Origin of the sequence: Aminobacter sp. AP02, assembly GCF_003148805.1 — a bacterium.
In the GTDB taxonomy this organism is placed as follows: domain Bacteria; phylum Pseudomonadota; class Alphaproteobacteria; order Rhizobiales; family Rhizobiaceae; genus Aminobacter.
The window spans coordinates 1-14,097 of the sequence record NZ_QGGX01000025.1 but is presented as its reverse complement, the minus strand read 5'-3'; the positions used below and the strand labels follow the sequence as shown (position 1 = coordinate 14,097).

Annotated in this window: 14 protein-coding genes and 1 pseudogene; 5 read left to right on the top strand and 10 right to left on the bottom strand. The window is 62.6% G+C overall.

The window, feature by feature from the left end:
* Nucleotides 1-26 precede the first annotated feature (26 nt).
* Nucleotides 27-824, top strand: a complete 798-nt coding sequence (locus tag C8K44_RS23735) for a ParA family protein (RefSeq protein WP_109578247.1) — start codon at nt 27-29, stop codon at nt 822-824.
* 33 nt (nt 825-857) lie between these two features.
* On the top strand, nt 858-1,739 hold the full coding sequence (locus tag C8K44_RS23730; RefSeq protein ID WP_109578246.1) for a ParB/RepB/Spo0J family partition protein: 882 nt from the start codon (nt 858-860) through the stop codon (nt 1,737-1,739).
* 58 nt (nt 1,740-1,797) lie between these two features.
* Here C8K44_RS23730 and holA read toward each other — a convergent pair whose 3' ends face one another.
* The 9 genes from holA to ccoN all read right to left on the bottom strand — a co-directional run bounded on the left by holA (nt 1,798) and on the right by ccoN (nt 10,939).
* Entirely contained in the window at nt 1,798-2,847 is a 1,050-nt protein-coding gene (holA, locus tag C8K44_RS23725; protein ID WP_109578245.1) for a DNA polymerase III subunit delta, read from the bottom strand.
* A gap of 82 nt (nt 2,848-2,929) precedes the next feature.
* Nucleotides 2,930-3,070, bottom strand: coding sequence for a cbb3-type cytochrome oxidase assembly protein CcoS (ccoS, locus tag C8K44_RS23720; protein WP_109578244.1), 141 nt, complete (start codon nt 3,068-3,070; stop codon nt 2,930-2,932).
* A complete protein-coding gene (locus tag C8K44_RS23715; RefSeq protein ID WP_109578243.1) occupies nt 3,067-5,340 on the bottom strand; it encodes a cation-translocating P-type ATPase in 2,274 nt (757 codons plus the stop codon). Before C8K44_RS23715 ends, ccoS begins: the two co-directional genes overlap by 4 nt.
* Nucleotides 5,337-5,834: a FixH family protein gene (locus C8K44_RS23710; protein WP_109578242.1), complete on the bottom strand. Its 498-nt coding sequence runs from the start codon at nt 5,832-5,834 to the stop codon at nt 5,337-5,339. The genes C8K44_RS23715 and C8K44_RS23710 overlap by 4 nt, the downstream gene beginning before the upstream one ends.
* Nucleotides 5,831-7,387: a cytochrome c oxidase accessory protein CcoG gene (gene ccoG / locus C8K44_RS23705; RefSeq protein ID WP_109578241.1), complete on the bottom strand. Its 1,557-nt coding sequence runs from the start codon at nt 7,385-7,387 to the stop codon at nt 5,831-5,833. Before ccoG ends, C8K44_RS23710 begins: the two co-directional genes overlap by 4 nt.
* 166 nt (nt 7,388-7,553) lie before the next feature.
* Entirely contained in the window at nt 7,554-8,417 is an 864-nt protein-coding gene (ccoP, locus tag C8K44_RS23700; protein WP_109578240.1) for a cytochrome-c oxidase, cbb3-type subunit III, read from the bottom strand.
* 3 nt (nt 8,418-8,420) lie between these two features.
* Nucleotides 8,421-8,570 carry a cbb3-type cytochrome c oxidase subunit 3 gene (locus tag C8K44_RS23695; protein ID WP_109578239.1) on the bottom strand — a complete coding sequence of 50 codons (150 nt, stop codon included), beginning with the start codon at nt 8,568-8,570 and terminating at the stop codon, nt 8,421-8,423.
* A gap of 10 nt (nt 8,571-8,580) precedes the next feature.
* Complete coding sequence (gene ccoO / locus C8K44_RS23690) at nt 8,581-9,312, bottom strand: cytochrome-c oxidase, cbb3-type subunit II (protein ID WP_109578238.1); 732 nt, start codon at nt 9,310-9,312, stop codon at nt 8,581-8,583.
* A 10-nt stretch (nt 9,313-9,322) separates the two neighbouring features.
* Nucleotides 9,323-10,939 carry a cytochrome-c oxidase, cbb3-type subunit I gene (gene ccoN / locus C8K44_RS23685; protein WP_109578237.1) on the bottom strand — a complete coding sequence of 539 codons (1,617 nt, stop codon included), beginning with the start codon at nt 10,937-10,939 and terminating at the stop codon, nt 9,323-9,325.
* Between the two features lie 198 nt (nt 10,940-11,137).
* Between ccoN and C8K44_RS23680 the strand changes: the two genes are divergently transcribed.
* Complete coding sequence (locus C8K44_RS23680; protein ID WP_158282784.1) at nt 11,138-11,572, top strand: hemerythrin domain-containing protein; 435 nt, start codon at nt 11,138-11,140, stop codon at nt 11,570-11,572.
* Between the two features lie 9 nt (nt 11,573-11,581).
* Here C8K44_RS23680 and C8K44_RS23675 read toward each other — a convergent pair whose 3' ends face one another.
* Nucleotides 11,582-12,307, bottom strand: a complete 726-nt coding sequence (locus C8K44_RS23675; protein WP_109578235.1) for a Crp/Fnr family transcriptional regulator — start codon at nt 12,305-12,307, stop codon at nt 11,582-11,584.
* A 149-nt stretch (nt 12,308-12,456) separates the two neighbouring features.
* On the opposite strand from C8K44_RS23675, the gene hemN reads away from it, so the two are divergent.
* Nucleotides 12,457-13,806, top strand: a complete 1,350-nt coding sequence (gene hemN / locus C8K44_RS23670) for an oxygen-independent coproporphyrinogen III oxidase (RefSeq protein ID WP_109578290.1) — start codon at nt 12,457-12,459, stop codon at nt 13,804-13,806.
* 86 nt (nt 13,807-13,892) lie between these two features.
* Nucleotides 13,893-14,097 (top strand): annotated as a pseudogene (locus C8K44_RS23665) (UDP-glucose 6-dehydrogenase); the annotation flags it as partial.

Below are 14,097 nucleotides of genomic sequence, written 5' to 3'. Positions count from 1 at the left end.
ACGAGACGGAAAACAGCAGTCGAGCCATGAAGATCACACCTAGAATCATCACAGTCGCCAATCAGAAGGGCGGGGTCGGTAAAACCACCACGGCAATCAATCTGGCGACGGCACTTGCTGCCATCGGCGAGCGCGTGCTCATCATCGACCTCGACCCACAAGGCAACGCCAGCACGGGTCTCGGCATCGACCGCAAGGATCGCAGCGTGTCCTCATATGACGTGCTGACGGGCGAACTCGAGATCGAGCAGGCCGCGCTGGAAACGGCGGTGCCGGGGCTTTCGATCATCCCGTCGACGCTCGATCTGCTTGGAATCGAAATGGAAATCGCTTCAGCGCCGGATCGGGTGCTGAAGCTGCGCAACGCCTTGCGCGCCTCGTCGGAGCGCTCCGCTGGCTACAGCTATGTGCTGATCGATTGCCCGCCATCGCTCAACCTATTGACGTTGAACTCGATGGCCGCGGCGGATTCCGTCCTGGTGCCGTTGCAGTGCGAATTCTTTGCGCTCGAAGGCTTGAGTCAGTTGCTCGAGACGGTGGATCAGGTGCGTAGGTCCATCAATCCGGATCTGACGATCCAGGGCATCGTGCTGACGATGTTCGATGGCCGTAACAATTTGGCCAACCAGGTGGTCGAAGACGTGCGCGCCCATATGGGTGAAAAGGTCTACGACACGGTGATTCCGCGTAATGTGCGCATCTCGGAGGCACCATCCTATGGCAAGCCGGCGATCCTCTACGATTTGAAGTGCTCCGGCAGTCAAGCCTATCTGCAGCTCGCCTCGGAAGTCATCAGGCGCGAACGTAAACTCCGGGCGGCATGAATCGATTCGGACTCGAAACAAGCTGGACTAGACATGAACGAAGACCTTTCCAGAAAGCGCCTTGGGCGAGGACTCGCCGCCCTTATCGGCGAGATGGACAAGCCAGCCGCACCGGAAAAGCCGGCTGCACCGGCCGACGGACGCGTACCTATCGAGTTCGTCAGTCCGAACCCGCGCAACCCACGCCGGCATTTTGCCGAGGCCGATCTCGCCGATCTCGCTCAGTCGATCCGCGAGCATGGGCTGGTTCAGCCTGTCGTTGTCCGCCCCGCAGCACAGTCCGGCCGTTACGAGATCATCGCTGGGGAGCGGCGCTGGCGCGCAGCGCAGCGCGCAGGGGTCAACGAGATCCCGGTCCTTGTTCGCGATGTCAATGATCGGACCGCGCTCGAACTCGCCATCATCGAGAACGTGCAACGTACCGATCTCAACGCCATCGAAGAGGCGATGGGCTATCAGCAACTGATCGACGATCACAGCTATACCCAGGCGGATCTCGGCCAGGTCATCGGCAAGAGCCGTAGCCACGTGGCCAACACGCTGCGGCTGCTTAAGCTGCCGGATGTCGTGCGCGATATGCTGATTAACGGCGAATTGTCCGCCGGTCACGCGCGCGCGCTGATCACGGCGCAGGATCCGGCCGGTCTTGCCAAGAGGATCGTGGAAGAAGGCCTGTCGGTTCGCCAGGCCGAGGCCTTGGCGCAGTTGCCGGCGGATGCGATCGTGGAAAAGCAGCCAACGCGTCCTGTGGAGAAGGATCCGGATACAATCGCGCTGGAAAAGCTTCTGACCGATGTCGTCGGCATGAAGATTTCGATCGCCCACAAGGAAAAAGGCGGCGAACTACGCATAAGCTACCGGTCGCTCGAACAGCTGGACGATCTTTGCCGCCGCCTGAAAAGCGAACATATGTGATTGATTCTATTGATGTTTGAAGATGGAGACGCCGGCTTGTTAGCCGGCGTTTTTGTTTTCAGCGCCGGCCGCCGGCGAGACGAGCACCTTCGACAGCGATGCCCAGCATCGCCTGCCGGGCCAGTGCGACCGCAAGGTCTGGCCTGCGCCGTGTCTGAAGCGTCGTCGACTGCAGCCGCGCCAACGCACGGGTGAGGGCGGCCGAGTTCCATGACGTCAGAGTTCGCTCCACTGCACGGCGGCGAGCGAAGAACACCGGCGGCCTTGCGGCTGCTATGATCGCTGCGGCATTGCGGCCCCCGCCTTCCATCTCGCCGCGCATCAGATGGATGTTCTGCAGGTGGCGAGTGGCAGTAGCCAGCAATTGTGCTGCCTGGCTTCCGGTCTGACACTGTTTGGTGAAGGCGGCGTCGAACTCGGCGATGTTGCCGCCAAGGGCTGCGTCGATGGCGTCGTCTAGAGACAGCGCGGAGACGTCACCGGTCATGTCCCTGACGTCTTCGAGACTGATTGCGCCGCGTCCCATGGCATAAAGCGTCAGTTTCTGGACTTCGCCCCGCGTGGCCAAGCGGTCGCCGCCGAGACTGCGGCGCAACGCATTGCGGGCGTCCATCGCCATCGTCAGTCCGGCGGCGCGGAGTTCGTCGTCGATGACGGACTCGATGTCGCGCGCTTCGTCGCCATAGCAAGGCAAGGCCATGCCGGCAAAGGCGCCTTCAATGACCGTGCGCAGTGGCGCACCCTTCTTCAGATCCTGCGCCTCGATCAGGATGATGGCGTCTCGTGGCGGCTCTGCGACCAGCGCCTTGACGTCGTCGGCCAGGCTCTTCTGCGCTGCCGCATTGCGCACCCAGATCAGGCGGCGCGGCGAAAACATCGGCACCGTACGGGCTTCGTCGACAAGGCGGCCGCTGTCGCGTTCGACATCGGCGGCGTCGATCTTCACCACGGAGAACGGATCGTCGAGGGGAAGGCCCGTCTTGGCGGCGAAAGCTGCCGCCCGCTCGGAAACAAGGCCGCGATCAGGGCCATAGATAAGCACGATCACCGCCTCGGGGGCTGGGCGTGCGAGCCAGGAATCGACCTCGTGAGCTTTCTTTTGCGCCATGCCGTTCTGTTAGCACAGGCATTTGCAGTGCCGCAGCATTTTTGTCCGCGCTGGCGCACCGGCAAGGCCGAACGAAATTGCCCTAGTCGTCGTCGACCAGAATGCGCTCGGCAGCTCCATCCATGTCGTCATACTGGCCGCTGCGCAGCGACCAGAGGAAGGCTGCAAGGCCAAGGCCGCCGAGAAACAGCGCGACCGGTAGAAGAAACAGCAGATTGGTCATGACGCCATGGCCTCCTTGCCTGGAAAGGCTTGCCCCTTGGTTGCGGCAGGCTTCGGCGCACTGTCCTTGCCCGCACTGAGCCGCAACCCATTTGCGATGACAATAACCGATGACAGCGACATCGCCAACGCGGCTACCAGTGGTGTCACATAGCCAAACAGGGCAATGGGCACGGCGATTGCGTTGTAGACCACGGCCAGCACGAGGTTTTGCCGGATCAGCTGGTTCGCTTTCCTGGATGTTGCCAGGGTCAGGGGAATGGCAGACAGGCTTTCGCGCAGGAAGACGAAGTCGGCGGCGGCGCGGCCGATGTCGGCAGCACTCGCCGGCGCCATGGAGATGTGGGCGGCAGCCAGGGCCGGCGCGTCGTTGAGACCATCGCCGACCATCAGCACCTTGCGGCCCTGCGCCTTGAGCGCGGTGAGTCTGTCGACCTTGCCGCTCGGCAGGACCTGGGCAGAGGTCTGTTCAATGCCCAGTGTCGCGGCGACGGAAGCTACGGCTTCGGGGCGATCGCCGGAGACGATCTCGACGGCGAGGCCCTGCTTGCGCAATTCGGCGACAGCCGCGGCCGCACCCGCGCGAGGCCGGTCGTCGAACGCGAATTCGGCGATCCCCGAGCCATTCTGCGACAGCACCGTGCCGCCGATCGAACCTTCCTGGCCAAGTGCCCAGGGCGCCCGTCCAAGCCGGTAGATGTCGGAGCCGAGCCGGGCCTGCAGTCCGAAGCCGGGGATCTCTTCGACGCTGTCGAAGGCCCATTGGCGCGTTGACGCATTGCCGCCAGCTTCGGCGAGAGCCCGCGACACAGGATGGCGCGAATGCAGCGCCATGGCCCCGGCGAGGGAGAGTATTTCGGGAGAGATCTTGCTCGCATTGACGAGCCTGGGCATGCCCAACGTCAATGTTCCGGTCTTGTCGAAAACGACTGTGTCGATCTCGGCGAGCCGTTCCATGGCGGAGCCGTCCTTGACCATGATGCCGTTCTCGAACAGGCGCCGGGCTGCAGCGACCTGAACGATCGGTACAGCTAGGCCGAGTGCGCAGGGACAGGTGATGATGAGCACCGCAATGGCGATGGTGATGGCCTGATGCCAGTTGCCGGCGGCGACCATCCAGCCAATGAACGCCAGGAACGCGGTCAGATGCACGACTGGAGCATAAAGTGCCGACGCGCGGTCGGCGATGCGGCGGTATCCGCCTCGCCCGCTTTCGGCGGCCTCCATCAGGCGCATCATTTCGGCAAGGAACGAATCCTGCGCTGCAGCGGTCGCCTCGATGGTCAGAGGTCCGGTCAGGTTCAGCGTGCCGGCACGCAGCTCAGCACCTGACCCTACCGCAACGGGATCGCTTTCGCCCGATACGATGGCGCAATCGAGCTCCGAACGGCCCTTGAGCACCTTGGCGTCGACAGGCACGCGATCGCCGGCCGAAAGCAGTATGTGTGTGCCCGGCTTGATGTCGCTCACCGGGACATAGGCACTGGTGCCGTCGGGCAGAAGCACCGTCGCGCCACGGGCGGCAAGCCGCGCCAAGCCCTTGACCGCGACACGGGCGCGCTCGCGCATGACATGGTCTAGTGTGCGGCCGATGAGCAAAAAGAAGAGCAGCGACGCCGAAGCGTCGAAATAGGCATGCGGGCCGTGATTGGCCGTCTCATAGAGGCTCATGCCGTAGGCGAGGAGGACGCCGATCGAGATCGGCACGTCCATGTTGGTGCGGCCATTGCGTAGCGCACCCCAGGCGGAACGGAAGAAGATGCGACCGGAGTAGGCGAGCGCCGGAAGCGCGATCAGCGCGGAAAGCCAGTGAAACAGATCACGGGTGGAATCTTGCGCGCCCGACCAAACCGAGACCGAAAGCAACATGACGTTGCCGGCGGCGAAGCCGGCGATACCGAGGCCGCGGATCAATTCGGCCAGTGTTTCGTCCCTTTCGTCGGCGTCCTGCTCAAACAAATGGCTCTCGTAGCCAAGCTTGCCTAGTGCTTCGGCAATGGGTGGCGCCCCCGCGTTTTCGCGCCAGCGAATGGAAACCCGCTTGGTCGAAAGATTGACCCGCGCCTGTTCGACGCCGTCGAGCTTGCCAAGCGCCGACTCGATATTGGTCATGCAGGCGCCGCAATGCACGCCCGGAACGGAAAGGTCGGTCTGACGCAGGCCGCCGGGAAGGCTGCGGCTCGACAGCGTCAGCTCGTCGCGGGACGGCCCCTTGGGTGCACTTGCCGCAAGCCCGAGCGCGGCGTCGACGTCAGGCGCGCAGCAGCTCATTTCGCGTCTCCCGCGGTAACGATGAGGCGCCGCGCCTCGTGATATGGCGTGCCATCGCTCAGCTTGGCTTCGGTGTTGACGATCCAGATGCCGTCGCGGATGGCGGCGGTGGCCGAGAAGGTACTGTCGGTGTTGCGTTTAAGCGTTGCCTGCCAGTCCTCGGCCTCGTAAGCGGGCCGGCGGAAGGTCACTGTGACGCTCTCGGCATGAATCGGCGTGCCCGATGCGTCGACCAGACCATAGCGAATCTCGCCATTGGCGATGGTCAGCGTTCCCTTCCAGCCAAGTGCCGCCTGGGCCCGGGCTTCTGCCACTTGTTCATTGAACTGCTGGCTGGCGACATAGGTGTTTTGCACGACGAGGCCCGTCCAGCTCGTATTGGCCAGGGTGGCCATGAGCAGATTGACGGCGATGATGACGCCGAAGAACGCGACCATGATGGCCAGCATATGCCAACCAGTGAATGGCTTGGGCTGAGCGGCGCGAGAGCTCATCGACCTGTCTCCGGAACATTGAACTTTGCGACATAAGAGGCTCTTTCGGAACCCGCCTTGTCCACGACGACGAACTTGAAGCTCTGCCCCTCCGCCAGGTTTTCGAGCGGCTGGCGGACATAAACCCTGATCGTCTTCAGCTTGTCGGCCTCAACCTCGGTGGTGATGGAACGGCTCTCGGGCTGGTCAAGGCCCACGACGCTCATGTTGGCACCGGCCAAGCCTTCGATGCTGAGTTCGAAATTGCGCGGCTGCGGCACCATGTTGAGCAGCTTGACGGTATAGCCGTTTCGGATCGAACCGTCTGACAGGCGGACATATTGCGGATTGCGGTCCTGCAGCACGTTGACCTCGAGCCGGTCGCGGCTGAGCAGGGCAAACAGCAAGGCAATGCCAATCAGGCTCCAGGCGGCTGCGTAGACGAACGTGCGCGGGCGGAATATCCGGCTGAGCCGGAAGTGCGCAATTGCCGCGCTGAGCTTGCCTTTGTCGTCGCGCACCCGCTTCGGGTCGATGGTCTTGGTTGCCGGATCCGTGGCGATTGCCATGTTCGACTGGTAATCGGCGAGGGTGGCATAGGAGATGAGGCCGCGCTCCTTGCCGATCTTGTCCATGACACTGTCACAGGCGTCGATGCAGAGCGCGCAGGTAATGCATTCGAGCTGCTGGCCATCGCGAATGTCGATGCCCATCGGACAGACGGCAACGCAAGCGTTGCAGTCGACGCAATCGCCAACGGTAAGGCCTTCGGCGGCAGCCTTCTTGGCATGGCGCGAACGGGGTTCGCCACGCCAGTCGTTATAGGTGACCGTCAGCGAGTTTTCGTCGAGCATCGCAGCCTGGATTCGCGGCCACGGGCACATGTAGGTGCAGACCTGTTCGCGCATCAGCCCGCCGAAGAGATAGGTGGTGGCGGTGAGGATGGCGACGGTGATGTAGGCGACAGGCTCGGCGTGGCCGGTAACGAAGTCCGCGAGCAGGGTAGGCGCGTCGGCGAAATAGAAGATCCAGGCGCCGCCGGTGGCAACCGCGATGACGAGCCAGACGGCGTGCTTGGCGACGCGCTTGGCGAGCTTGCTTGCGGACATCGGCGCCGCGTCGAGCTTGATGCGGGCATTGCGGTCGCCTTCGATGCCACGTTCGACGACGAGGAACAGGTCGACCCATACCGTCTGCGGGCAGGTGTATCCGCACCAGGCGCGGCCGACCGTCGAGGTGACTAGGAAAAGCCCGATGCCGGCCATGACCAGCAGGCCGGCGACGTAGTAGAATTCCTGGGGCCAGATTTCGATTGCGAAGAAGTAGAAACGCCTGTTTGCGATGTCGAGCAGAACCGCCTGGTCGGGTGCGTAGGGACCGCGATCCCACCTGATCCACGGTGTCAGATAGTAGATGCCGAGGGTGATCGCCATGATCAGCCACTTGAACTGACGGAAACGACCGGAGGCACGCTTGGGAAAGACCTTCTTGCGCGCAGTGTAAAGCGGTTGGCGGGTCTTGGCGGAGTTGACCGCCTCTACTTCGAGCCTCTCGACTTCCGTGTCGTCAAGCATTTTTATCTCCTGCACCCCCGAACTCCGGGTATGCCCGTTATGCTTGGTCGGCTGGCAACCGGCCTTGACCCAGGTCAACCCCGGGGTTTTCTACGCGGCGAGACCCGGCATTGCTGCCGAGCCCCCATCTTGCCTTTCGCCCATTCCCCCGTCGGCGAATAGAGGACTATTCGCCGCCGCCCAGCGAATAGACGAAGACGGCAAGCTCCTTGACCTTCACGTCGCCAAGCCGCGAACCCCAGGCGGGCATGACTCCGTGCTTGGGATGGCGCACCTGCTGGGCGATCGCGTTCTGCCCGGAGGCATAAAGGAAGATCGCGTCGGTCAGGTCCGGGGCGCCCAACTCCTTGTTGCCCTTGGCATTTTCGCCGTGGCATGCGGCGCAATTGTCGGCGAAGACCTTGGCGCCGGCACGCACCAGATCGGGCGTGTCGGCCGTGCCGGCAAGACTTGCGACATAGGCCGCAACCTCGTTGATCTGCTGCGGTTCGAGGACCTCGGCGAAAGCCGGCATCTCCGATACATGCGTCTCTTCGTCGCCGGCGAAGCGGACGCCATGGGAAATTGTCTGGTAGATCTGGTCGACCTTGCCGCCCCAAAGCCATTCGTCATCGTTCAGGTTGGGAAAGCCGGGCGAACCCTGAGCACCCGAGCCGTGGCACTGGATGCAGTTGACCTTGAACGCCGCCGAACCCGCAGCCGTTGCGAACTGGCGCAGGTTCTCGTCGGCCATGATCTCGTCGACGCTCTTGCTCTTCACCGCCTCGACATAGGCGCTCTTGGCGTCTTCGGCGGCTGTCAGGTCGGCCTGGACGTCGGCGCGGCTGGAATAGCCCAGGACGCCAGTGGTCGCGCTGCGAAGCATCGGCCAGGCAGGGTAGGCGATGGTGTAAGCCAACGCCCAGACGATGGTGGCGTAGAAAGTCCACAACCACCAGCGCGGCATCGGATTGTTGAGTTCCTGGATGCCATCCCATTCATGTCCGGTGGTCTCGACGCCGGACAGTTCGTCGATATGCTTTTCGCTCACAGATCAGTCCTCCTTGAGCGGAATTTGTGCGGCCTGTTCGGCCGATTCTCGGCTGCCGGGGCGAAGCGCGAAAAGAACCGCGCCGATGAAGAAGACGGTCATCGCCAGCAGCCCCCAGCTGTCGGCGAAATGCCTCAAGGTATTGTAGTCCATGACAGATCTCCTAGCGGTAGCCTTTGGCCGGGTCGTAGGTCGAGAAGTCGACCAACGTGCCGAGCATCTGCAGATAGGCGACAAGCGCGTCCATCTCGGTCAGCGCTGCCGGGTTGCCGTCGAAATCGCCAAGCTTGGCCTTGGGATAGCGCGCCAGAAGACCTGACGTATCGGCATTGGGGTCAGCCTGGGCCTTCATGTCAGCCTCGGCATTGGCGATCATGTCGTCGCTGTAAGGCACGCCGACGCGGCGATTGGCGATCAGGTCGTAGCTGATGTTCTTCACCTCGACCGGCGTCTCCTTGAGGAAGGCATAACGCGGCATGATCGATTCAGGCACCACCGAGCGCGGCTCGATGAGATGCTGGACGTGCCATTCGTTGGAGTAGCGGTCGCCCACACGGGCGAGGTCCGGGCCGGTGCGCTTCGATCCCCACTGGAAGGGATGGTCGTACATCGACTCGGCCGCCAGGCTGTAGTGGCCGTAACGCTCCACCTCGTCACGGAACGGGCGGATCATCTGGCTGTGGCAGAGGTAGCAGCCTTCGCGGATGTAGATGTTGCGCCCCGCCAGCTCCAATGGCGAGTAGGGGCGCATGCCTTCGACTTTTTCGATGGTGTTTTCGAGATAGAAGAGGGGCGCGATCTGGACGATACCACCGATGCTGACGACCAGCAGCGTGCCGACCAGCAGGAGCGTCGCGTTCTTCTCGATGATCTTGTGTTTGTCGAGCAGTGCCATGTCGGGCTCCTTACTGGGCAGGCTGGAGGACTGGTGCGGCGCCGGGCATCGGCTCTTCCTCGCGCACGTGTCCGCGGATCGTCATGTAGATGTTCCAGGCCATGACCAGCGCGCCGGCGAGGTACATCAGGCCGCCGATGGTGCGGACGATGTAGTAGGGCTTCATGGCGGCCACGCTTTCGGCGATGGAATAGACCAGGAAACCCTGCTCGTTGTACTCGCGCCACATCAGCCCCTGCGTGATGCCGGCGACCCACATGACGGCGGCGTAGACGACGATGCCGAGGGTTGCGAGCCAGAAGTGCCAGGTCACCATCCGCATCGAATAGAGCCGTTCGCGGCCCCAAAGACGCGGAACAAGGAAGTAGATGGCGCCGAAGGTGATCATGCCGTTCCAGCCAAGCGCGCCGGAATGGACGTGGCCGATGGTCCACTCGGTATAGTGGCTGAGCGAGTTGACCGCCTTGATCGACATCATCGGGCCTTCGAAGGTCGACATGCCGTAGAAGGCGATGGCGATGACCATCATGCGGATGATCGGATCGGTGCGGATCTTGTCCCATGCGCCGGACAGCGTCATCAGGCCGTTGATCATGCCACCCCATGAAGGCATCCACAGCATGATCGAAAACACCATGCCGAGCGTCTGCGCCCAGTCGGGCAGGGCGGTGTAGTGCAGATGGTGCGGACCAGCCCAGATGTAGAGGAAGATCAGCGACCAGAAGTGGATGATCGACAGGCGGTACGAATAGACCGGGCGGTTGGCCTGCTTGGGCACGAAATAGTACATCATGCCGAGGAAGCCGGCGGTCAGGAAGAAGCCGACGGCGTTATGGCCGTACCACCATTGCGTCAGCGCGTCCTGCACGCCAGCGAACAGCGAATAACTCTTCGAGCCGAGGAAAGACGCCGGCACGGCGAGGTTGTTGACGACGTGCAGCATCGCGATGGTGATGATGAAGGACAGATAGAACCAGTTGGCCACATAGATATGCGGCTCCTTGCGGTTCAGGATCGTGCCCAGGAAGACGATGAGATAGGCGACCCAGACGATCGTCAGGAAGATGTCGACATACCATTCGGGCTCGGCATATTCGCGGCTCTGGGTGATGCCGAGCAGATAACCTGTCGCCGCCATGACGATGAACAGCTGGTAACCCCAGAACACGTACCAGGCGAGGTCGCCGCCGAAGAGGCGGGCACGCGAGGTACGCTGGACGACGTAGAAGGACGTAGCGATCAGAGCGTTGCCGCCGAAGGCGAAGATGACCGCCGACGTGTGCAGCGGGCGCAGGCGTCCCAGGTTCAGCCACGGCTCGATGTTGAGGTCGGGGAACGCAAGCTGGGCTGCGACGATCACGCCAACGAGCAGGCCCGCGACGCCCCAGAAAACGGTGGCGACGACGCCATAGCGCACGGGCCCGTCCATGTAGGCCGACTTGTCCTCGGCCAGAATATCGACAGGCGAGTAGCTGCTGGTGCGCATCAAGACGATGGCGCCTGCCGCCAGCGCAAAAAACAGCACCCACATATGGGCGCCGAACTGGCTGTCATGCGCGAAAGCGACACCCAGTAAGGCGATGAACGCCCCCAGTGCCAGCAAGATGACTTCGAATCCGTATTTCATGAGCGATCCCCGACGGTAGCTGAGCGCCGAAAGCTCGCGTCGGCGCCAGACGGCACACATCCATGACAATTACACACACTGCCTTGATCTGGATCAAGGTCAAGCGGCGCGTGCCAGAACAGCCTTAGGGTACGAAGGGAAAAACAAGACAATATGAATGCGCGTGACGAAATAACGGCCGGATCGGAGCAAGCAGCCATGCTCGACGCTGTTGCCGTCATGCGGCGCGCCCATGTGGCAAAGCTTGCCCTTTGCGACAGGCTGGAGGCGATTGCCGACTCGTTGCCTGCAGGGCTCAACCGTCGCGAATGCCTGCTGGCGGCGCGCGCGCTTGGGCCCGGGATGGCCGAGACCCACCGCTTCGAGGAGATCGAGATCTATCCGCACTTCGCTGCAAGCCTCGGCCAAAGCGCCGAAGCGCGAAAGACTGTCGCGCGGCTGAAGCACGAGCATTTCGAAGACGAAGGGTATGCCGCCGAATTGCGCGATGCCTTGCGGTTCGCTGCGCGCTGGCGCCGGGCGCAGAATCCCGAAACCCTTGGTTTCATGCTGCGCGGCTTTTTCGGCGCGGTGCGCCGACACGTCGCCTTCGAGCGCGACCACGTGCTGGCCCAGCTGTCGCCGCCGGGTTGACCTTTCTGGTCAGACGTTGGCGCGGCGTTCCAGCTTGGTTACGTCGAAGACGGTGATGTGTCGGTTGTTTTCGACCGTGATCAGCCCGTCCTTGCGCAGCTTGGTCAATTGCCGGCTTACAGTCTCGATGGTCAGCCCGAGAAAATCGGCGATGTCGGCGCGTGTCAACGGCAAGTCGAAACTGACCTTGCCTTCACTTTCAGCTTCCGGATTCCCGTGTCGGGCGATGAGATATAGGAATGAGGCGACGCGCTCTGCCGCCGTCTTGCGGCCGAGCGTCAGCATCCAGTCGCGCGCCTCGTCGAGTTCGTCGAGCGCCTGCAGGTGCAGCCGGTGGCCGAGTTCAGGCGCCCGCTCGATCATCCGGTCGAGCGATGTCTTTGGAAACGCGCAGACGGAAACGGTGGTAGCGGCCTCGGCGCTGATCGTGCTTTCGCGCTTGAACGGCCGGCCGATGAAATCGGGTGCGAACTGCAGGCCGACGATCTGCTGACGGCCATCGGGCAGGGTCTTGGTCAGCTTGACGACACCAGCCAGGATGTTGGCATAGCTGTCGATGCTGCCGGCATCAGAAACGAGTTCGGTACCGGACTCGATCTTGCGCTTGGTCGAGTGGCGGCTGAGTTCCATCAGCTGCTCGGGCGACAATGCCCCGCAAACGCCGCGGTGCCGCGCCTCGCAAGCTCGGCACAGCACGGGTATCTCCGAATTATGTATGTCCTGCCGAAGGGTCATCGCGTTGTCCGACCGTCTGATTTGCCCAACCTAGGGATCAAGGACGGTAAAAGGAACGTGTCATTGTGTCCGCTGACGACGAGCTATTGATCCAGGTCAAGGCGCTGACGCAGCGTGCGTCCGATCCTTGGTCGTTGATGGAGACGATCATGGACAGGACACTCGTCGAAAAATATGCCGCGCCGGTACCGCGCTACACCAGCTATCCGACAGCGCCGCATTTCAACGCGGCAATCTCGGCGACCACCTATGGCAGCTGGCTGCGCGCGCTGCCGAAGGGCGCCTCCGCATCGCTCTATGTCCATATTCCCTATTGCGACCGGCTGTGCTGGTTCTGTGCCTGCCACACCAAGCAGACGCGGAAATACGATCCGCTCGTCAGCTACCTCACAGCTCTGGCCGCCGAGATCGACACCGTGGCGGCACTTTGCGGAAGCCGGCTGAAGGTCAACGCGCTGCACTTCGGAGGCGGATCGCCGACGATGCTCAAGGCGGAGCACATCCTTTCGCTTGGGCGGAGGCTGCGGGACAGGTTTGCCTTTACATCCGATGCCGAGATCAGCGTCGAGATGGATCCTAACGACATGGACGAAGCGCGCTTCGATGCGCTGGCCAGCATCGGCATGACGCGTGCCAGCCTCGGCGTGCAGGATTTCGACGAGCGCGTGCAGCAGGCGATCAACCGCGAACAGACTTTCGAGCAGACGAAGTCGGTGGTCGACGGGGTTCGCGCGCGCAGCGTGCGTTCGGTCAATCTGGACATGCTCTACGGCTTGCCGCACCAGACGCTCGAAAGCATCGTTTCGACGACGGACAAGCTCCTTTCATTACGGCCGGACCGCATCGCGCTGTTCGGCTATGCCCACGTACCGTGGATGAAAAAGCACCAGACGATGATCGACGAGGCGCTGCTTCCCGATGCCTGCGCCAGGCTCGAGCAGGCCGAAGCGGCGACACAACTCATTCTGGCCGCTGGTTACGAGGCCGTCGGCATGGACCATTTCGCGCTGCCCACGGACAGCCTCGCGGTTGCCGCGCGCTCCGGCGCCTTGCGGCGCAATTTCCAGGGCTATACCACCGACCAGGCCGATGCGCTGATCGGCCTCGGCGCATCCTCGATCGGCCTGCTGCCGCAAGGCTATGTCCAGAACATGCCGGCGACCGGCGAGTATGAGCGCCGCGTGCTGGCTGGCGGCCTCGCCACGGTGCGTGGCTTCGCGCTTTCGAATGCCGACCGCATGCGCGCATGGGTCATCGAGCGGCTCATGTGCGATTTTTCCTTCTCGCGCTGTGAACTGCTCGACCTGTTCGGCGAGGCGGCGCGAAACGTCGTCGCCGAGGCCGAGCTGCTTGCCGCCAGCGATCGCGACGGCGTCTTTGTCCGCGCCGGCAACCGCTTTGTCGTCACCGAACCGGGCAAACCCTTCGTCCGTTCGATCTCCGCTGCCTTCGACTCCTATCTGGGCGAGGGTACGGCACGTCATTCGATTGCGGTATGAGGCGAACCAACGTTCCGATTGGTGGGCCGTAGCAAATCCTGTATCACCGCCATGCATGGCGGTGGTCGGTAGCAGGATTTGACGGGATGAACTTGACGGTATTTGGAATTGGCTATGTCGGGCTTGTGCAGGCTGCGGTTCTGGCCGAGGTCGGCCATGACGTGGTCTGCGTCGATGTCGATGCGGCCAAGGTCGTGCGGCTGAACCAGGGGTTCATCCCGATCTTCGAGCCGGGGCTCGAGGCGCTGGTGCGCGAAAACCATGCGGCGGGGCGCATCGTCTTCACCACCG